This window comes from Helicobacter didelphidarum, assembly GCF_003364195.1.
Taxonomy (GTDB): domain Bacteria; phylum Campylobacterota; class Campylobacteria; order Campylobacterales; family Helicobacteraceae; genus Helicobacter_A; species Helicobacter_A didelphidarum.
Genome location: NZ_NXLQ01000016.1, coordinates 1 through 20,778, shown reverse-complemented (window position 1 = coordinate 20,778; position 20,778 = coordinate 1). Strand labels below are relative to the sequence as shown.

The window sequence follows — 20,778 nt, the reverse complement described above, 5'->3', positions numbered from 1 at the left end:
CAAAAATGGATTATAACAATATTTTCATTCCTAATTTTATTATAGATTTTATTTTCTTACAATGACCAAATAATCAAGGAATTTGTGCTATTATTTCAAAAGAAAAAAAGGTAAAACATGGAATCATACATTAATATCTTGGGACTTGGAATCACCAATAGTGCGATTATGGAGTTACTCAATATACATAATATTCTTTGTAAAGTCTATGATGATAAATTTACTCACACATATAAAGATTCTAAAGGCAATGAATTTGCACCATTTTATTCTTTAGAAAAATTTTTTGAAAAAAATACACAAAATAATCATATACACAGGACTGAAAATCCAAAGAGAGAATCTAAACAATATCAAGCACTTAATACACAACCACAAGCCTTGCAACATGATGATACTCTAGCAATTATTAGTCCAGGTATCCCACCAAACACAGCCTTTCTTGCATATTTTACAAATATTATGAGTGAATATGATTTTATTTATAATCTTTTAAACAAGAAGAACAAAAACTTTTTTAGCATTTGGATTAGTGGCACAAATGGCAAAACAACAACAACAGAGATGACTTCACTTATGTTGCAGGCAAAAAGCGGAGGTAATATTGGGACACCTTTAGCAAAGCTTTTTATGCAAGATTTTCCATATATGAATTTATCTTTGGAATCACTACCAAAGGTATGCAATCATAATATATTCTTGCAAGATTCCAAAGAGCAAATAACATTCAATCCAACACATAGTGTTTTTGATGTAAATGATTTTCAATCGCACTTATCTTCAAGAGATTCTGAAAGTCTTATGGCACAAAATCAATGTAAAAAAAATAAAACAAATCAGATTCAATGGGTGCTTGAAACAAGCTCTTTTGCTTTACATTACACAAACTTTGCACTGCCAAATCTTTATATTTTATTACCTCTAAGTCAAGACCATATTAGCTGGCATACAAGTTTTGAATCTTATCTTACAGATAAACTCAAACCACTCGTATTAATGAATCTAGCAAAAAATCCAAAAAAATATTATGCTTGTATTCCAAAAGAACTTTTGGAACATGAAATTGTCCGCAGTATTATTGAATCTTTTCAAGGGAATCTTTTATTATATGCAGATTCCAATGAATTGCAAACATTTTTAAACTATACAGAAGAATACCAGAATCTTTTTAAAGAACCTTTTAAACTCGACTTTATGCTAAGTGCAGCTGCATTACAATTTGCCGATATTGCATTTGACAAAACATACATAAAACAATATAAAATTGGACATTACCGCATGGAAGAAAAATGGCTCAATAATATTTTATTTGTCAATGATTCCAAAGGAACAAATCCTCATGCTGTGTTTGCAGCGTTAAGTGCATATAGAACATACAGAATCTATTTAATCTTAGGTGGTGATGCAAAAGGTGCAAAACTTGATATGCTTTATCCTATAATCTCTACCCATGGCACAAAAGTTTTTAGTATAGGAAAAGATGGCACTATGATTGCTCGTGAATGCAAACAACATAATATTTTTGTGAAAGAATGTCATACGCTTTCTTATGCTTTAAATGAAATTGCACAAGAATTACGAAAAGATAATCTTTGCAAAGACTCTCTAATGAACGAGAATGAAAAAGAAAATGCACCGCTTGTGATGCTTTCTCCAGCTTGTGCAAGTCTTGACCAATATAAGTCATATAAGGCACGTGGCGATGAGTTTAATGAATTGGTTATCAAGATTTTTGGCGATTTTCACAAATAAGATTCTATAATATCATAATATAATCAAAAGGAGTAATATGGGAAATATTACAATCTATGGAATCAGAAATTGCAATAGTATGAAAAAGGCCTTTATCTTTCTTGAAACACATAATTTGCATTATGAATTTGTGGATTTCAAAAAAACTCCACCAGACTCTTGGCTTCTTACAAATCTTATAAATATGCGTGGCAAAGAGGCTTTTATCAATACAAAAGGCACAACTTATAAAAAACTGAAAGAAAGTGGAATCCAAAATATAAGTGAAATTGATGAAAAAATGATTATTGAAAATCCCTCTATTGTGAAACGACCATTAATTGTTGTCGTAGAGAACAATAAAATATTGCATATTTCTATTGGACATCAAGAAATGGAGCAACTTTTATGCAATTAACAAAATCTTATTTTATAAATATTCTAGCATTCTTTTGTCTATTGTGCTACTTCTTGTTGTGTCCATTTCTTTATGCAGAAAGTATGATGACAATCAATTTTTCTAATGATTCTAAAGCTACAAATACACAACAAAATAATAGTTTAGAATCTTTTTATGGTGTAAGCTCTGATAAAATGAAAATGCAACAAAACTTTGCAACAAAAGAAGAATATCTTGCAAAATTCTATGCCGTATGGGATTTTAGTCAAATCAATACTGATAAGAATGCAATTTTTTATATTATTCCATCGCTCCAAAATGCAATTAGCTATAACAAAGAATTGCAAGAACTCAAACGAAACCCACCAAAAAAAAATAATAAGAATTATAAAAAAGCCGAACAAATCTACCTCAATAAGATTGCAAATTTAGAGAAAAAGATAGAATCTTTACTTGGTGTTGGTGAAAATTTATTGCCTAATAAGTTAGAAGAATTTTCTACTCTTTTAGAGAACATGAATCTTGGTGCTTTCCTGCAAAATCCTCAACCTGCTATAATCGTTAGAGCAACTGCTGTTCGTGCTGTCCCGACACATAAACCACGATATAAAAATAAGGGCGATTTTCCTTTTGATAGATGGCAAAATAGCTTTATCTTTGAGGGAACACCTGCCATGATTACACATTTTAGCACAGATGGAAGATATGCACATATTCAGAGTCCTTTTGTGTATGGTTGGGTTGATACACGAAGTATTGCACTTGTGGATAATAGTATGCGAAACAAAATTTTGCGGATTGATGATTATAAGATTCCAAATAAAGACTTTATTCCAATTCGTCATGAAAATCAATGGATTCTTGATGCACGCATTGGACAAATTTTTCCTTATGATAAACGCAAAAATAAATTGCTTACTTTTTACAAAGATACTGATAATTATGCACAAATTCGTGAGGTAAATTTTGATTTATATCTTTTTTCAGATTTCCCAATTCCATTTAGCGCACAAAAAATGTCCCATCTTATTGATATGATGCTGGGACAAAAATATGGTTGGGGTGGGATTTTTGGTAATCGTGATTGCAGTGCTTTCACGCGTGATAGTTTTGCTGGTTTTGGTGTTTTTCTACCAAGAAACTCTGCGGCACAAGCACAATATGGGGGTAATTTTGTTGATCTCTCAAAAATGTCAGAACACGATAAAGAAGCATATATTATTGCAAATGGTATCCCCTTTGGGAGTATTATATGGTTAAAAGGTCATATTATGCTATATATCGGACATACAAATATTGGTGGCATTAATCGGGCTATTGTTGCACATAGTGCTTGGGGTGTAAATCCTGTTATAAATAATAAAAAAGAAAAAATCTTGCTTGGGGGTGTAAAAATTACAACACTTCATGTTGGCGGTTCTTTTACCTCAAATACTGAAGTGAAAAATTCACTCCTTTCACGAATACGCGGAATAACAAATATTTATACAGAGAGTAATGGTCAATATGATATTTCACAACTACAAATATCATATTGATGTGGCTTCTTCATTAAAAAATAAACTTATTCAATTGAGAAAATATTCCAATGATATTCTTTTAATTTCTTGCATTCATTGTGAAATATCTAAAAAATATTTCTTATTCGTCTTAAGATTCTAATTATTATAATTTATAATTGTTACTCATTGTTACATAGGTATTTTTATTTTGCGAAAAAAATGCAAATGGAATAGGGTAAAAGTTTAACTTTTATTGTAAAATTCTAAATATCCATAAATTATCGAAGGATTTATAATGAAGTTACTTGAATCCACAAAGAATATTGTAGAGCATTCACACTCACACACAAAAGTTTCTCTTGATTATAGTCAGAATCCGCAAGGTAACAACCTTGAATTGAATACAAAAAAGGGTCTTTTTCGGAAGATAAAGGCAAGATTGGATTCTCTAGCAAAATCTCCTGCTTTGCGTAAAGAAAAATATCAAGATGATCTTATGGAAGTTTTAGCAAAGAATGGATTCCAAAGACGTGAGTTTATGAAATGGGCTGCTGTTGTTACAGCATCTCTTGGTTTACCTGCTTCTTTTGTCCCATTAACTGCTAGAGCTGCAGAACTTGCTAATCGTGTCCCACTTATTTGGTTACATATGGCAGAATGCACTGGTTGCAGTGAAAGTCTTTTAAGAAGTGAAGATCCTGGCATAGATTCTATTATTTTTGATTATGTAAGTCTTGAATATCATGAAACAATCATGGCGGCTTCTGGTTATCAGGCTGAAAAGAGTCTAGAAGATGCTATAACAACATATAAAGGAAAATATGTTTTGATGGTCGAAGGTGGAATACCAAAAAACACAGAATATTTCCTTACTATTGGAGCACATGCACGCACAGGAGCTGAAGAATGTCGTCATGCAGCAGAGGGTGCAGCAGCAATTTTTGCAATTGGGACATGCTCTAGTTTTGGTGGTGTGCAAGCAGCTGCCCCTAATCCAACAAATGCAAATCCTTTAAGCGAGATTATAAATAAACGTGTAATCAATGTGCCAGGTTGTCCGCCAAGCGAGAAAAATATTGTGGGTACTCTTATGCACTTCATTCTTTTAGGGGATATGGCTGTTGATGCTTTCAATCGTCCAAAATGGGCTTATGGATTAAGAATTCATGATTTATGCGAAAGGCGAGGGCATTTTGATGCAGGCGAATTTGTGCAGGCATTTGGTGATGAAAATGCGAAACATGGATTTTGTCTCTATAAGGTTGGTTGTAAAGGTCCATATACCTTTAACAACTGCTCAAAATTACGCTTTAATTCCCATACAAGTTGGCCAATTGGTGCAGGACATGGTTGTATAGGTTGTAGTGAGCCAAGATTCTGGGATACTATGAATCCATTTGAAGTCCCATTGGGAAACCGCTATCAAACCGCATTTACTGGTGCTGGTGCAGATAGAACAGCAGATAATGTTGGTATTATAGTGCTTGGTGCAGCAGCTATTGGCATTGCAGCACATGCTATGATTTCTGGAGCAATTAAGCCTAAATGATTGGAGTATTTTGGATATTGCTAAATGGATTTTATGGCAATGTTTGAATACTGCAAAATAATTATAATTAAATAATAAATTTGAGAATCTAAAATTTAGCTAAGAAAGGAAAAATATGTCAAAGCGAATTGTAGTTGATCCGATTACGAGAATTGAGGGGCATTTACGAATTGAAGTGGTTGTTGATGAAAATAATGTTATCACTGATGCATATTCTAGTTCTACACTATGGCGTGGGCTTGAGACAATTATTAAAGGAAGGGACCCACGAGACGCAGGTTTTATCGCTGGTAGAATCTGTGGAGTTTGCACTTATTCACATTATAAGGCTGGTATTACTGCAGTTGAAAATGCTTTAGGAATAGAGATTCCATACAATGCAAAACTTGTTCGAACACTTATGAATCTTGCTCTCTTTTTCCATGATCATATTGTTCATTTTTATACACTACATGGGCTTGATTGGTGTGATATTATTAGTGCGTTAAGTGCGGATCCCGCTAAAGCCTCTAAACTTGCTTTTGAATATTGCGATAATCCAATTGCAACAGGTGAAGATGTGTTGCGATCCGTCCAGAAAAGGGTAAAGGATTTTGCAGCTCAAGGGTCTCTTGGACCATTTGCTAATGGTTATTGGGGACATAAAACTTATCAACTTACTCCAGAACAAAATCTTATCATTCTCTCTCATTATCTTAAACTTCTTGAAGTGCAAAGAGAAGCGGCAAAAATGATGGCTATTTTTGGTGCAAAACAACCACATCCACAGAGTTTAACTGTTGGTGGGGTTACTTCAATTATGGATATTTTAGATCCTAGTCGTTTAGCTGAATATAAATTTAAGTATGAAATGGTTGCGGATTTCATTCACAGAGCATATTATCCAGATTTAATTATGGCAGGTATGGCATATTCTAAAGAGCCTAGTGTGTTGGCTGGTTGTAATCTCAAGAATTTCCTAAGTTTTAGAGAAATGCAAGTAAGTAGGGATAAATATCTTATGGAAACAGGTTATGTTCTTAATGGTGATATAAGCAAGGCTCATGATGTAGATCTTGATCTGATTGCTGAAGAAGTAACAAATTCATGGTATGAGTATAAGGGCAAAAATGAGAAGAATGAGGAAATAAAACCTACAGATTTATTACACCCATATGAAGGGCAGACTAATCCACATTATACCGGTATGCTTGATGGCACAAGTATTGGTTTAAGCGGTAAGGAAGAAAAAACTAAATTATTAAAAACAGATTCTAAATATTCATGGATAAAATCTCCTAGATATGATGGGAAACCTATGGAGGTAGGTCCTTTGGCATCTATTGTTGTTGGTTTGGCACGAAAAAACGAAAAAATACAAATGGCAGCGGAAGCATTTTTAAAACGAACAGGACTTACCACAGAGCATTTGTTTAGCACTCTTGGTAGAACTGCAGCAAGAGGTTTAGAAGCAAAAGTATTGGCAGAAAATGGTTTAGAAGCATTTGATGAACTTGTGAAAAATATTAAAATTGATACCACAACTTGTGCTCCATATATAATTGATCCAAAACGTGATTATAAAGGTTGCTACATTGGTAATGTTCCTCGCGGTATGTTAAGCCATTGGGTAAGAATATCTGAAGGCAAGGTAGCAAACTATCAAGCTGTTGTTCCTTCTACTTGGAATGCTGGACCTAGAGATTCTAAAGGACAGAAGGGACCATATGAAATGAGCCTTATTGGCACAAAGGTAGCGAATATTACACAACCTTTAGAAATCATCCGTCATATTCATTCATTTGATCCATGTATTGCATGTGCGGTGCATGTCATGGATACAAAAGGGAATAGTTTATGTGAGTATAAAGTTGATCCATCTTTTGCGAGATTTTAGGTTGATATTTTAGAATATATAAGTGTGTTTGGAGTTAATTTTTAGATTGAGATTTGATAAACTTAATTTCAGATATTTAAAAATTGACACATGGCAGAAGGGTATCAAAAATATAGATAAATTCTACAAGAAAGTGGAACAATAAAGAGTTTTGTTAGAGAGAAATTTCTACCTAAGCCCTTTGGGCTTAATAACAAGTAAGAAAGGAGAAAACATGCTTTCAACGGAAATAGATCAAGCTATAAAAAAAGAACTAGAACAACATCTAGAATTTGGTGGCACAACGAGATTTTTACATTGGGTACGTGCATTTATGATTATTTTTCTCATAGCAAGTGGTTTTTATATTAGTTATCCATTTTTGCAACCAAATTGGCATAGTGAGCCAGTAGGATTCTTACAAGCATATAATCGTTCTTTCCATTGTATAGCTGGTTTTATCTTGATTGGAGCATCATTTTTTCGTGTATATTTATTTTTCTTTGCGAAATCAAGTCAACCAGAGAGAATCTCAATTACACAAGTTTTTAATCCAGTTATTTGGGTAAGAACTATCGGTGCATATTTATTTATTGCCAAACACCCTCATATTAATGGAGCATATAATCCGCTTCAATTTTGTACATATTTTGCGCTTGGAATACTTACTCTTATCATTTCTCTCACAGGTATTTCACTTTATAGCAATGTGTACCACGAAGGTTTAGGTGCTTTATCTGGAGCAATGTTTGGATGGGTTGAGGTTGTCTGTGGTGGTTTGGCAAATGTGCGTGCAATTCATCATATTGTTACTTGGGCTTTTATCATTTTTATTCCTGTTCATATTTATCTTGTGATTTGGAATTCTGTGCGTTATCCAAATGGTGGTGCTGATGCAATGGTCAGTGGTATGCGTTATGTTGAAAATCGCCGTGTTTAATATTATGGAAATAAGTAAAATATTGATTTTTCATTAGTGTTTGGAAGAATACATATGTATAAAATTTTTTCTAGCTTTTTTGAGTTTTATGTTTATGTATAAATTTTTGGAAACTATGGGGTGGAATTTCAGAATAAGGAAAAGTCGTGCAATATGCCCCAGAATCTAAAGATACTTATCGTATTATTCTTGCAACAAATAATACCCATAAACTAAAAGAATTTAGTAATGCTTTTGGTAAAGAAATTTATACCCCACAATCTTTGGGGATACAGGATTTTAATCCAACCGAAAATGGTAAAACATTTGAAGAAAATGCATTGATAAAAGCAAATGCGTTACATGTAGCTTTAAAACAACAATCACAAAACAATATGATTATTTTGGCGGATGACAGCGGTTTGTGTGTTGAAGCCTTGAATGGTGGACCAGGTGTATTTTCTGCTAGGTTTGCACATATTATTAACAATAATGTAACCGCTGGAAATTCAAGTGACACAGAAAATCGTCAAGCGTTAAAAAGGGAGTTAAAAAAGCGTGGGATATGGGGGAGTAAAGCATTTTTTCAATGTAGCATCGCTTATATTATTGATTACAAACAGACTGAAGAGTCAATATATCAAAAATCTTTTTTGGTAAAAAGCGGTATTGCATCTGGTATTTGTAATGGAATTGTAGCAATAAAAGAACTAGGAAGTCATGGATTTGGCTATGATAGTATGTTCTATCGGGATTTTGAGGGAACAAGAAAAGCAGAACTTATGAAATGTAATTTTTTATTAGAACAAGAATCTTCTGACATTTACCAACATTCATCGCAAGATTCTAAAATAAAAGCTTCAAAACAACAAGATTTTTATGATACTCATGATATAACAAAAAAATATTCGTATTCCATAAATCATATCTTAGAATCTTTACAATACTCTCTTGCAAGTATACCATTGGAAGAAAAAATGAAAATTTCTCATCGTGGCAAGGCTATTGCAGAACTAAAAAAGATTCTTCAACTATAATTTTTTAAAATCTAAATTATTTTAATAGAAATTATTGGAATAAAATATTCTATAATTCAGATAATAAATAAATATTATATAAAATCAATTTATTTCGTATCCAAATTACATTCGTGGTTTTTATGATATATTATGGTTTATTGTGAGGAAATTATTCTCATTTATAATTGAATGAATAAGCATTTATTGCATTACTATAAGATTTTTGTTGAATGTGTGTTAATGCTACTTTCAGTATATTGTATTTCTGAATGTAATTATTGGGGCTTGTTTGTCATGTGGGATTTATTTTAAATTATATTTTGTGGCAAACTTGTGTTCTTATACAAACAGAGGTTATTTAACTTTGTTTTTTATTTAAAATTTCTTATAATACAAAATTAATGAGTTTATTTGGCACAAATATTTCTTTTTTTATATCACTCGTAAGCCATTTTGCTACCATTTCTTTTGCTTGCTGAAGCACGGTTTCTTTTGAAGATTCTTTACTTAGTGTTATTTCTGCACGTTTTTTGCCATTTATACTAATAACATAGGTAATCTCATCTTGAATAAATACACTAGAATCAACCTTTAAGGGAGTAAAATTTGCCATATTAAATAATTCTTGACTTAACTCACTTGCAATATGTGGAATAAATCCCTCCAAAATATGTAATAAAACATAATATCCTTCTGTGAAAACTTCATTACTTGCTTGTGCTGAAATAGCATTATGTGCTTCCATACATGCTGCAATAACGACATTAAAAGGATAACCATCTAGTTTTTTGTTAAAAATATTTTGGTATTTTTGTAAAGCATCATAGATTTTATAACGTGCAATTTTAGAATCTTTATTGAGTGTTTCTACATTAATTGTAGGCATACATAGGTTTTTTATCACGCGTGATTTTCTATCAACAAGACGATTAATAAATTTATAGCACCCTCTTACCCCCTCATCATTCCATTCAAGTGCATAAGTTGGTGGTGCAGCAAAGAGCGTAAAAAGACGTGCTGTATCTGCACCATAAGATTCTATAATGTGTCTTGGTTCAACAACATTTCCTTTACTTTTTGCCATTTTTGCACCTTGCTTTAATACCATTCCTTGTGTTAATAATGCGTTGAATGGCTCATTAAATGAATGGTATCCCAAATCACGCAACACTTTTGTAAAAAAACGTGCATACAGAAGGTGCAAAATGGCATGTTCTATCCCACCAATATATTGATCTACTGGCATAAAATAATCCAAATTTGTTTTTTCAAATGCAATCTCTTCGCGCGATTCCTTTGGTGTTGTATAGCGTAAGAAATACCAACTAGATTCCATAAAAGTATCCATTGTGTCGGTTTCACGCAAAGAATCTATGCCACATTTTGGACATGTTGTATGTTTCCAAGTAGGGTGCTTTTCAAGCGGATTCCCTTCTCCTGTAATCATTATATCTTCAGGTAAAATAACTGGGAGTTTCGTTTCTTCTAATACACCACAATTTGGGCAATGAATAAGTGGGATTGGTGTTCCCCAATAGCGTTGGCGTGAGATTCCCCAATCGCGTAACTTATAGTTTATAATGCGTTTTCCTAATCCTTTTTGTTCAAAATATTTGCTAATTTTTTCTCTTGCTTGCTTGCTTGATAATCCAGAGTATTCCTTACTATTTATTAAGATTCCATCTTCAGTAAAAGCTTTATTGATTTGTTGTGTAGGCATAATGTGTGATTCTATATTTTTGTGAGTGTGGGAATCAGGAGCAATTACAGGGATTAAGGGAAGATTATATTTTTTTGCAAATTCAAAATCTCTTTCATCATGACAAGGCACACTCATTACCGCACCAGATCCATAACTCATTAGGACAAAATTGCTAATCCATACAGGTAATTTCTGATTTGTAAGTGGGTGAATGACAGATATAGGGAGTGCAATTCCTTCTTTTTCAGACCTTGCACGCTCTTTCTCACTTTGATTACGCATTGTGTGGATAGAATCTAAAGTGTGAGAATCTAGAAAATTTTTTTCTATTAATATATCAACAAGAGGATGTTCAGGTGCTATCACGCAATATGACACGCCGTAAATTGTATCACATCTTGTTGTATAAACACGCAATGATGTAATTTTAGAATTTATTTTGTTTTGAGAATCAGAATCTAAGGTAAAATCAAACTCTAAACCATTAGATTTTCCAATCCAGTTGCGTTGCATACTAAGCACTTGGGATGGCCATTCACCCTCTAAAGATTCTAGATCCTTAAGGAGTTCTTCTGCGTAATCAGTAATTTTAAGATAGTATTGAAACATTTCTTTCTGCACAACTTCAGTATCACAACGCCAACATTTTCCATCAATAACCTGCTCATTCGCCAATACAGTGAGATCTTTTGGACACCAATTTAGCGATGCTTTTTTACGATAAATCAATCCTTTTTTCCACATTTGTATGAAAAATTCTTGTTCATATTTGCTATATGTTGGATTGCAGGTTTCTAGTATTCTTTTTTGTGAGAAGCTTAATCCTAATGTTTTCAATTCATGCAACATGGTTTCCATATTAGAATAAGTCCATGTTTTTGGATGAACACCATGCTTTATTGCGGCATTTTCTGCAGGCATACCAAATGCGTCAAAGCCAATTGGGTGTAAAACATTATAACCATACATACGATAATAACGTGCAATCGCATCGCCTATGCAGTAGTTGCGGACATGCCCCATGTGGATTGCTCCGCTAGGATAGGGAAACATAGAAAGAATGTATTTTTTTGGTTGTTGTTCCTTTCTAGAATCTTTGTTATGATTTTTGTTGTGGCACGGATTGTGTGGTTCAAAGCTTTGATTATCTTCCCAAATCTTTTGCCATTTGGGTTCTATTTCCTTAGGATTGTATTTACATTCTGTTTGTTGGTTTGTTTGCATTAATAATCCTTGCAAGTTTTCTGTGTCTCAAATTGTGGATTTAGTCTTAATTTCATTAAGATTTTTTATTGCATACATAATGTTAAAGTTGCGATTATAACATAAAATAGACAATATCTGTTTTGCTACAATTTAAGATATATTCAAGTGCATAAAAAATAACCCTCCCCTTTTTTTTGCAATGAATAATTTTAAAGGGAAGTGGTCATTTGCACAACAAAAGATTTATTATCATATTAAGAACACTTCGAGTAATCCAGTTATTTATTGTAAAATTTCATCTTTTTTTGGTTTATAAAATCTTTGTATCTTCTCATCAATGGGTGTAATGATTCTATAAAATATTGGCACAACAAGCAGACTCAAAAACATTGAAACCAATAAACCACCAATCATTGCTAGACCTATTGGTTGTTTCATCGCACTACCATCACCTGTTGCAAGAGCTAGAGGTAACATTCCGGCAACCATTGCTATTGTGGTCATTAAGATTGGTCGCAAACGAGATTCTCCTGCAAATTGTATTGCCTCAACAATACTCATGCCTTCTTTTCTTTTTTCATTTGCTACGTCAACTAAGAGTGTTGCATTTTTTCCAACCATACCAATGAGTAGAATAAGCCCCATAATAGAGAACATGCTCATTGCCGCATCACTTCCACCCGCAAGTTTAATCGCAAAGAACGCCCCACTAAAGCTAAGGGGCATTGTAACCATAATGATAATTGGTTGCAAGAAACTCTCATATAATGCTGCTAAAATGAGATATATCAAGACAAAAGCCATTACTATGGCAATTCCAAAAGCTATCATGGTTTCACTCAAGCTATCAGCTTGCCCCATGAGTCTATATCCTGCTCCTTCATCAAGCCATTTTTCTCCACTTGTTGCATTTTCTTCTATGAGTTTAACTATCTCGCCCACACTTAACCCACTATACTCTTTTGGTGCAACTGCTACAGTGATACTACGTTGTCGGTTAAAACGCGTAATGTTGGTTGAGGTAAAGCTATCTTCAATTTCTACTAGCCCATCAATAAAGATAAGATCTCCGCTAGAACTTCTTACTTGAATGCGTTTTATATCATTAGCACTAATGCGTTTAGAATCTGGGGAACGAATGGTAATATAATATTCTTTTCCTTCCTCTTTGTAATATGCCACTTGTGTTTCGCCTGAAAATGCCATACTCACAGCTTGTCCTATATCCGTGCTAGTAATCCCATATTGTGCAATATTCTGTCGTATAGGCTTCAGTAAGAACGCCGGCATAGAATCTGAAGTTGATAAATGGAAATTTGTGATTTTATCTTTGAACCTTGGTTCTTTTTCTGTTATATATTGAGAAAGTTTCTGAACACTGCTTTGCATGATAGATTCTACGGGTGAGAATACTGATACTTGCACAGGTGTATTATCACCACCACCGCCCACAAGAGGGACCTCTGAACCAAAAACGTCTAATCCCTTTGTTTCTGGCATACTGCGTAGCTCATTAAGGAGTTTTTCTAGTAAGACAAACTGATCACCATTTTTACCTTGCTTTTTCCTTTCTTTAAGCGGTTTTAGTCCGATGTAAAGCTTTGAGAAAAAAGCTTGTTGTAAGTCCCCAGGTCCTACTTGCAGGGTAACAAAATCTACATTTGGATTAGATTCTATATGTTTTGCAAATAATTCAGTTTTTCTTTTCATCTCACCTATACTGATTCCAGGTTTTGCTTTAAACATAATTTGAAATTGGCTTCTATCTTCTTTTAACATAAATTCACTACCCATTGTTCCAGCTACGATAAGAGATAATACAAATACCCCAAACACTGCGGATGCAGCAAGAATCATATTAAACCAACTTCTCATAAGAAATTGTATTGTTTTGAGATAAAGACTATCAAGTTTTTGAAAAAAAGGTAGTGTAGTATAATAGAATTTTGATTGCTCCGCTTTTAATAAAATCGAGCTAAACATAGGAATTACCGTAATAACAACAATGTAACTAATACCCACAGCAAGAGCGACGGTTAAACCAAAACTTGCAAAGAATTTCCCAGAAATCCCGCTCATTGTTCCTACTGGAATAAATACAGATAGAAGCATAGCGGAAATAGCTACAATAGCAAAACCTATTTCACGCACACCTTCATAAGCAGCCTCTCTAGGTTTTATACCATGCTCTAATTTTTTGTGTATATTTTCAATTACAACAATTGCATCATCAATAATGATTCCAATGGCAAGTGTGAGGGCAAGCATAGTAAGCATATTAAGCGAGAATCCCATCATATGAATAAATACAAATGTCCCTAGAACTGATACGGGTAATGAAATAGCGGATACTATTGTAATGGTAACATTTCGCAAGAATAAAAGGACGATACAAACCGCTAGAAACCCACCTAAAGCAAGGTCAAACTGAATATCTTTAATGGATGATTGGATATATTCTGTTGTATCCCAAAAAATATCTATGTCATATCCCGGACTCACTGCTCTGATTTGCTCTAAAGCCTTTTTAACACCATCGGCTATGGCGATTTCATTTGCCCCAGTAATCTTTTGAACCTCTAAAATTACCCCGTATTTGCCACGATATGTTGAATAAGACTTCTCTTCTGCTAGTCCATCTTCAATTTCAGCTACATCTTTAAGTTTTAGCCCGTCTTTAATGATAATATTGCCGACTTCTTCAACACTTATACTATTTGCATCGGTTACAATATAATGTTCGTTCTTTTCTTCAATGACACGTCCGCCATCAATTTCACGATTTTCTTTACCTAAGATTCCAGCTAAATCTGTATAAGTAATATTGTATTTATTCATTAAAGTTGGATCTGGATAAACCTTTACTTGCCTTTCTCGATAACCACTCATTTGCACATTACCAACGCCACCTATACGTTGTAAAATTGGTGCGATAACATTATTTGTGTGTTTCATCATATCGGGTACAGGTTTATCAGAAGAAAGAAAAAGTGAAACAATAGGTGTGCTACCTGTATCTAATTTTTGCACCGTAGGTTTATCGATTTCGGAATCTAAAATCACAGCATTTACTTTATCGCGGACATCATTTACTGCGACCTCAAGGGGTTTTTCTAACTCAAACATAACTGCTACAATACTGACATTTTTAGCCGAATTTGAAGTTACATACTTTAATCCATCAATGGCAAGGACTGCTTGCTCGATTTTATCTGTTACTTTTGTTTCTATTGTTTCAGCACTTGCTCCCTTGTAGGTTGTTTTTACTAAAACAACAGGAAAATCTACATCAGGGAATAATGCTTTTGGCATCATGTTAATAGCATAAAATCCAAATAGAATCATTGCCATAGCGAACATGAATGTCGTTACAGGGCGATTAATTGCAAACTTATACATGAATTCTCCTTATTTTTATAGCAATGTGGTATGCTCGTTGCAGCCCAACTTCTTTTTGCAAGAGTTTTATAATATAAAAATTATCCTTATAAATTTTTTATTAAAGATTTTGTCAAAGCTAAAGAATCTTTTTATTTATACTTTAGTTAAATATCGTAAATTTCTTTCTATTTCATGAATTTTAGAATTTAATGTGTCATGATATAGCCATCACCAAAAAGCCCAGGTTGCAAAGAATCGGGAACAATAGCTTCTGCACTTACTTTTCTTGTATTGACATCAACGGTAGGATAAACTTTATAGATTTTTGCTTCATACTCTTTACCTTTACCATCAATTTTATAGCGATATATATCCCCTACTTTCACAAGAGGCAGATATTTTGAATCAAATTGGATAATAATCTTTTTCTCATTACTAATAAGTCGAAAAAGCTTTGTTTGATTTGCTCCAACACCATCACCTAATTCAATATTTTTACTTGCGATTGTGCCATCAAATGGAGCGATGAGCGTTGTTCTTTTCAACATTTCAGTTTGGTATTTGAGACTATATTGTAGATTACTATAAGTGCTTTCAAGATTCTTAAAATTAGAATAATTTTGTTCAAGCGAGTTTTTATCAATTGCATTTCCACTTCTCTTATATCGTTCATATTGGTTTTTGGCAAAGGAATATTGTGCCTTTGCTCCTTCTAGTTGTGCACGTTGCATATTTACATTTTGTATTCTATCTTCATTTGAGAGATTTAAAAGTGCATCATCTTTCTTTACCTGAGTGCCAACATCAACAAAAATATTGGCCACAATCCCGCTTGTGTCCATCATAAGATTTGCATCGCGAACCGCAGCTACATTAAATATCCCATAGACTTGTTCTCCCGCAAATGCAAGATTGGAAAATACTAATGTGCATATTCCTATAAATATATTTTTCTTGGTTTTTTTTGAACTGAATAAGTAACAAAATTTTGTAAAATAAAATATGAATACTTTTTGATGGTTGATGTTCATGTAATTTCCTTTTAAGAATCTCTTAGAATTGATAATTAGCTGAAATAGATTTTCGAATCTACTAAAAAATCCCAAATATTTTTAGAAATATATTGTTCTATAAAAAATGTATAGAATTTCTTTCCTTAAATTTATTTCTTGATGACATTTTTTCAATCCAGCATTTATTATTTTTGAAGGTTCAATTCTACACTATTTTAGTAAATTGAGCCATTTTTAACAATATACAATATTACTTTTGTAATTATACACAGCCCAATGAAAATATATCAATTAAAAATAGTTGTATATGCAACTATTTTTAATAAAAAGATACTATTTGTAACAAACTTAGAGAATCTATGTTATAATCAAGAAATGTTTGATAGCATGGCGTAAAGCAATAAGTGGAAACTACCATAGGCTTCAGGATATGTATTTATGGTGTCAAGAATATGTTACAAATTACATAAATATCTGGCGATACTGCTACATTGTTACAAGAATTTTTATATAATCCTCGGTTTATGATATTTTTTCATTTTTTATGTTACTTGAAAGGAGATACGGTGATACTCTATCTCTCACCCTCATTTGTAGATTCTAATGGTATGTATTATTCAAATATGGATTCTGTATGTTATTAGCAATGTATAGTATTTTTGTATTTATTTTTATTGGATACATGGCGAAAATCTTGCGTTTAGTTGGAAATAGGCAGAGTGGGATTTTACTTGGATTTTTACTTAACTTCGCACTTCCCGCACAAGTTTTTAATGGAACTTACCACGCAATGGTAAATCTTGATTTTCTCCTTATGTGTTTTATTGGATTGTTGTGTAATATAGGTGCGGGTATTATACTATTTTTTATCGCAAAACTCTTGCGACTTGACAAAAGCACATTGATTGTTTTTTGTGTTATGGGAGTATTAGGCAACACACTTTATTTGGGGCTACCTTTTGTAAAGGGGGCATTGGGCGATGCATATGCCAACCAAGTTGTAATTTATGACCAATTTGTTACAGGGATTCCATTTGCATTTATTGTACCAATTATAATGAGTTTAAGTGGGAAAAATAAATTTTCAATTTTTGCAGTTATTAAGCGTTTGTTTAAAAGCCCCTTATTTTTATCGCTGATTTGTGGTTTTGCGTTTCGCTTCATGCCATTTCATATACCCGATGAATTATTTACTCCACTAAAAAGTCTTGCACAAACTGCTACACCCGTAGCACTATTTGCAATTGGTGTGCAAATGGAATTAAAGGCATTTTTAGATTGGAAACACACGCTTTTACTTCTTAGTGGAAAAATGATTATCGCACCCCTTATATTATTTTGTATTGTTAATGTAATATTTGGTGGTTTTAATGATTTGTGGCGTATGGCACTCATTGAGGTTTCAATGCCCCCACTTGTGAGTGGTGCTGCGATCTTACTTGCCGCCGGATTTAATGGAAAATTAGCACTCAATGTGGTTACATTTGGGCTTATATTAAGCTTTATCATCACACCAGTATGGCTACAATTTGCAAGTTAGATTCTCGGTTTCTTGTTTTTGTGTGGTGTACCTTAAGAATTATGTAATGCAATATAAATTTTGATTTGTAATTCAACTCTAGTTTTACATATACATATTTTATTTTTTGCAAAATAGTATTGCGCTTCCTAAAAGACAGAATCCCAAATTTTATGCTTATAAGCTAGAATGTAAAAAATTCTTAAATATAGCTTAATTTAAGCTATATTTAAGAATAAAAGTATTATAATTCCTTGCTTTAAATACTTTCTATAAAAAGGTTTGCTATGGAAATAACAAAAACACCAAAACAAAATGAAATCAAGCGTGATTGGATTGTTCTTGATGCAAAGGGCAAAGTGTTTGGTCGCCTAATTGCTGAAGTAGCAACGATTTTGCGTGGGAAACATAAACCAATCTATACTCCTAATTTTGATTGTGGCGATTTTGTGATAATTATTAATGCAAAAGAAGTGCAGTTTAATGGTTTTAATAAACTAGAGGATAAAAAATATTTTACTCACTCTGGTTATTTTGGTAGCACAAAATCAAAAACTTTAGCAGAGATGCTAGAAAAGCAACCAGAAAAACTTTATCGATTAGCGGTAAGGGGTATGTTGCCAAAGACAAAATTAGGTCGTGCAATGCTTAAAAAGCTAAAGGTCTATACAAGCGATTCGCATCCACATACAGCACAAGTTGCTGATTCTAAAAAAGCTTAATAAAGGAAGTCAATGAGTAAAGTTTATGCAACAGGAAAAAGAAAAACAGCTATTGCAAAAGTATGGTTAAGTTCTGGAACAGGAAAAATCCTTATTAATGGTATTGGTTTAGATGAATGGCTAGGTGGACATGATGCTATTAAGATGAAAGTTATGCAACCGCTTGTGCTTACAAAGCAAGACAAATCAGTTACTATTCATGCTGTTACATTGGGTGGTGGTTATTCGGCACAAGCGGAGGCTCTAAGAAGTGGAATTGCAAAAGCTTTAAATAATTTTGATAGAGAAGCATTTCGTAAGGACTTAAAGGTTGCTGGATTACTAACAAGAGATGCTAGAGTAGTTGAACGAAAAAAATATGGGAAACGCAAAGCAAGAAGAAGCCCACAATTCTCAAAAAGATAGTTTTACTTTTCTTGTATTATATAGAATATCTAATATCATTTTATTGATAAATCTATATTTTTGTTTATGAGATTTTTCTAAAAGAGAATTTAATAAACATGGACAAAATATAATAAAAATATATTTCTTCTGTGAAGTTGAGAATATGTAAGCGGTATAAGCATTCTTTAGTTTCTGCTTTACAAATAAAGTGTCTGATTTTGATGGTATTGAGTTGGGGGTTCATTTTCTGTTCCTACTAGACTCTTGAGCTTTATCATTCACAACTGTTTTAATTATTTTAGAAAGCACTTAATATATTGTAATATTCTATTCTTGTTACAAAAAGTTATAATAATTGTTTGTGTTATAATAGAAATATTTAATGTATGCAATTTTGTAATATTTTTTCCTTTTATTTTGTGGATTCTTTGCATCGTAAATTCTTTAATAAAATTTTTAAAAACCAATAAAATTGTTTTTAGTTTTAGTTGAGATTTAGAAAATTGTTTGTTATAATAATGATATAGAACAGACTATATATGTTTAAGTTATTTGGCGTATTTTATGAATATTTAGATTTTAAAGAGTAAGGAGTTAAAATGAAATTTTATACAAATCTCCCTTTAAAAATGAAAATTTTACTTTTTGCCAATGGGACAATTATTTCTCTCTTGATACTTATGGGTATTTTATATCATAGCGGTCAAACTATTCGAGAGCTTACAGATAGAGAGACTTATGCAATCCTCAAAAATGGTATTTCAGATACGATAAAACTTGCAACAGATTCAAGTGCAAATCTCATTGGTGATTTGATTAAAAATGCGGGAAGCGAAGAGGAGAAAATTGCTATTATTGCGAAAGCTATTGAAAATTTTCGCTTTGAAGCAGATAAATCTGGCTATTATTTTGCCTATAAGGTTCATACTCCTGTGGCACACCCAACACGCAAAGATTTGATTGGCAAAGATTTAAGCCAAACAAAAGATGTAAATGGAGTATTGTATGTGCCAGAACTCTACAAAGCTGCAAAGGAAGGTGGGGGATTCGTGGAATATCTCTTTAGCAAGCCACTTCCTGATGGCGGACAAGTCAATGCTGAAAAACTTGCTTATGCAACACTTATTCCCAACACAAATGATATTTGGATTAGCACAGGGATTTATATCGATAATCTTGCGATTCAAGCAAAGGAAACTTCAAGCGTGATTGATGATTTGATAGAAACTGAAAACTTTAGAGCTATGGGAATATCATTTCTTATATTTCTCCTCATTTTTACACCTCTTGCATTTTTATTCTATTTCAATCTTATGTCAAGCGTAAAGAGCATTTATGCGGGATTAAATTCATTCTTCCGCTTCCTTAACCATGAAGAAAAGAGTATTGAACTCATCTCACTCAAATCCAAAGACGAATTTGGTGCTATGGCAATAGCCATTAATGAAAACATAGAAAAAACACAACAATCACTCAAACAAGATACGATTGCCATAGAACAATCAGCCAAAACTGCTCAAGCCATAGAAGGAGGTGATTTAACTGCAAGAATTACAGAGATTCCAGCCAATCCTCAATTAGTAGAACTCAAAGAAGTGCTTAATCGTATGCTTGATGTCTTACAAGAAAAGATAGGAAGCGATACAAATGAAATAGCAAGAGTCTTTAATTCTTATACAAGCTTAGATTTTACAACAGAAGTCAAGAATGCACAAGGCAGTGTAGAAATTGTTACCAACACACTTGGTGATGAAATAAGAAAAATGCTTCATACTTCAGCAAACTTCGCTAAAGACTTAGAATCTAAATCAAAAGATTTAGAAGAAGCAGTCCGAACTCTTACAGAATCTTCGAATACTCAAGCAAGTTCATT

General features: G+C 32.9%; 14 protein-coding genes. 11 read left to right on the top strand and 3 right to left on the bottom strand.

All coding sequences use genetic code 11. From position 1 onward, the window contains the following. Window positions 1-117 precede the first annotated feature (117 nt). From CQA53_RS07185 to CQA53_RS07155, 7 genes are all read left to right on the top strand, one after another. Window positions 118-1,752 (top strand): Mur ligase family protein, encoded by a 1,635-nt coding sequence (locus tag CQA53_RS07185; RefSeq protein WP_115543338.1) that lies wholly within the window; start codon window positions 118-120, stop codon window positions 1,750-1,752. Window positions 1,753-1,789: 37 nt separating this feature from the next. Beyond that, window positions 1,790-2,149: an ArsC/Spx/MgsR family protein gene (locus tag CQA53_RS07180; protein WP_115543337.1), complete on the top strand. Its 360-nt coding sequence runs from the start codon at window positions 1,790-1,792 to the stop codon at window positions 2,147-2,149. Next, window positions 2,140-3,669 (top strand): SH3 domain-containing protein, encoded by a 1,530-nt coding sequence (locus CQA53_RS07175; protein WP_245945762.1) that lies wholly within the window; start codon window positions 2,140-2,142, stop codon window positions 3,667-3,669. Before CQA53_RS07180 ends, CQA53_RS07175 begins: the two co-directional genes overlap by 10 nt. A gap of 259 nt (window positions 3,670-3,928) precedes the next feature. Beyond that, window positions 3,929-5,182, top strand: coding sequence for a hydrogenase small subunit (locus CQA53_RS07170; RefSeq protein ID WP_115543336.1), 1,254 nt, complete (start codon window positions 3,929-3,931; stop codon window positions 5,180-5,182). Window positions 5,183-5,297: 115 nt separating this feature from the next. Beyond that, window positions 5,298-7,058, top strand: coding sequence for a nickel-dependent hydrogenase large subunit (locus CQA53_RS07165; RefSeq protein ID WP_115543335.1), 1,761 nt, complete (start codon window positions 5,298-5,300; stop codon window positions 7,056-7,058). A 214-nt stretch (window positions 7,059-7,272) separates the two neighbouring features. Beyond that, window positions 7,273-7,977, top strand: coding sequence for a Ni/Fe-hydrogenase, b-type cytochrome subunit (cybH, locus tag CQA53_RS07160; protein WP_115543334.1), 705 nt, complete (start codon window positions 7,273-7,275; stop codon window positions 7,975-7,977). 146 nt (window positions 7,978-8,123) lie between these two features. After that, window positions 8,124-8,993, top strand: a complete 870-nt coding sequence (locus CQA53_RS07155) for a non-canonical purine NTP pyrophosphatase (protein ID WP_115543333.1) — start codon at window positions 8,124-8,126, stop codon at window positions 8,991-8,993. Window positions 8,994-9,360: 367 nt separating this feature from the next. Here the strand turns inward: CQA53_RS07155 and leuS are convergent, their stop codons facing one another. The 3 genes from leuS to CQA53_RS07140 form a co-directional block, all read right to left on the bottom strand. Continuing rightward, complete coding sequence (leuS, locus tag CQA53_RS07150) at window positions 9,361-11,901, bottom strand: leucine--tRNA ligase (RefSeq protein ID WP_115543332.1); 2,541 nt, start codon at window positions 11,899-11,901, stop codon at window positions 9,361-9,363. A 264-nt stretch (window positions 11,902-12,165) separates the two neighbouring features. Beyond that, complete coding sequence (locus tag CQA53_RS07145; protein WP_115543331.1) at window positions 12,166-15,282, bottom strand: efflux RND transporter permease subunit; 3,117 nt, start codon at window positions 15,280-15,282, stop codon at window positions 12,166-12,168. Window positions 15,283-15,470: 188 nt separating this feature from the next. Then, entirely contained in the window at window positions 15,471-16,295 is an 825-nt protein-coding gene (locus CQA53_RS07140; RefSeq protein ID WP_115543330.1) for an efflux RND transporter periplasmic adaptor subunit, read from the bottom strand. A 616-nt stretch (window positions 16,296-16,911) separates the two neighbouring features. Here CQA53_RS07140 and CQA53_RS07135 point away from each other — a divergent pair. From CQA53_RS07135 to CQA53_RS13575, 4 genes are all read left to right on the top strand, one after another. After that, window positions 16,912-17,817 (top strand): AEC family transporter, encoded by a 906-nt coding sequence (locus CQA53_RS07135; RefSeq protein ID WP_115543329.1) that lies wholly within the window; start codon window positions 16,912-16,914, stop codon window positions 17,815-17,817. Between the two features lie 266 nt (window positions 17,818-18,083). Further along, window positions 18,084-18,518: a 50S ribosomal protein L13 gene (rplM, locus tag CQA53_RS07130; RefSeq protein WP_115543328.1), complete on the top strand. Its 435-nt coding sequence runs from the start codon at window positions 18,084-18,086 to the stop codon at window positions 18,516-18,518. A 12-nt stretch (window positions 18,519-18,530) separates the two neighbouring features. Continuing rightward, complete coding sequence (gene rpsI / locus CQA53_RS07125; protein WP_115543327.1) at window positions 18,531-18,923, top strand: 30S ribosomal protein S9; 393 nt, start codon at window positions 18,531-18,533, stop codon at window positions 18,921-18,923. 581 nt (window positions 18,924-19,504) lie between these two features. Continuing rightward, a partial coding sequence (locus CQA53_RS13575) for a cache domain-containing protein (RefSeq protein ID WP_147290009.1) occupies window positions 19,505-20,778 on the top strand: 1,274 nt, incomplete at its 3' end.

Coding starts and splice junctions, on each gene's coding strand:
- CQA53_RS07185 (WP_115543338.1), top strand. CDS start 118: ATGGAATCATACATTAATATCTTGGGACTTGGAATCACCAATAGTGCG.
- CQA53_RS07180 (WP_115543337.1), top strand. CDS start 1,790: ATGGGAAATATTACAATCTATGGAATCAGAAATTGCAATAGTATGAAA.
- CQA53_RS07175 (WP_245945762.1), top strand. CDS start 2,140: ATGCAATTAACAAAATCTTATTTTATAAATATTCTAGCATTCTTTTGT.
- CQA53_RS07170 (WP_115543336.1), top strand. CDS start 3,929: ATGAAGTTACTTGAATCCACAAAGAATATTGTAGAGCATTCACACTCA.
- CQA53_RS07165 (WP_115543335.1), top strand. CDS start 5,298: ATGTCAAAGCGAATTGTAGTTGATCCGATTACGAGAATTGAGGGGCAT.
- cybH (WP_115543334.1), top strand. CDS start 7,273: ATGCTTTCAACGGAAATAGATCAAGCTATAAAAAAAGAACTAGAACAA.
- leuS (WP_115543332.1), bottom strand. CDS start 11,901: ATGCAAACAAACCAACAAACAGAATGTAAATACAATCCTAAGGAAATA.
- CQA53_RS07145 (WP_115543331.1), bottom strand. CDS start 15,282: ATGTATAAGTTTGCAATTAATCGCCCTGTAACGACATTCATGTTCGCT.
- CQA53_RS07140 (WP_115543330.1), bottom strand. CDS start 16,295: ATGAACATCAACCATCAAAAAGTATTCATATTTTATTTTACAAAATTT.
- CQA53_RS07135 (WP_115543329.1), top strand. CDS start 16,912: ATGTTATTAGCAATGTATAGTATTTTTGTATTTATTTTTATTGGATAC.
- rplM (WP_115543328.1), top strand. CDS start 18,084: ATGGAAATAACAAAAACACCAAAACAAAATGAAATCAAGCGTGATTGG.
- rpsI (WP_115543327.1), top strand. CDS start 18,531: ATGAGTAAAGTTTATGCAACAGGAAAAAGAAAAACAGCTATTGCAAAA.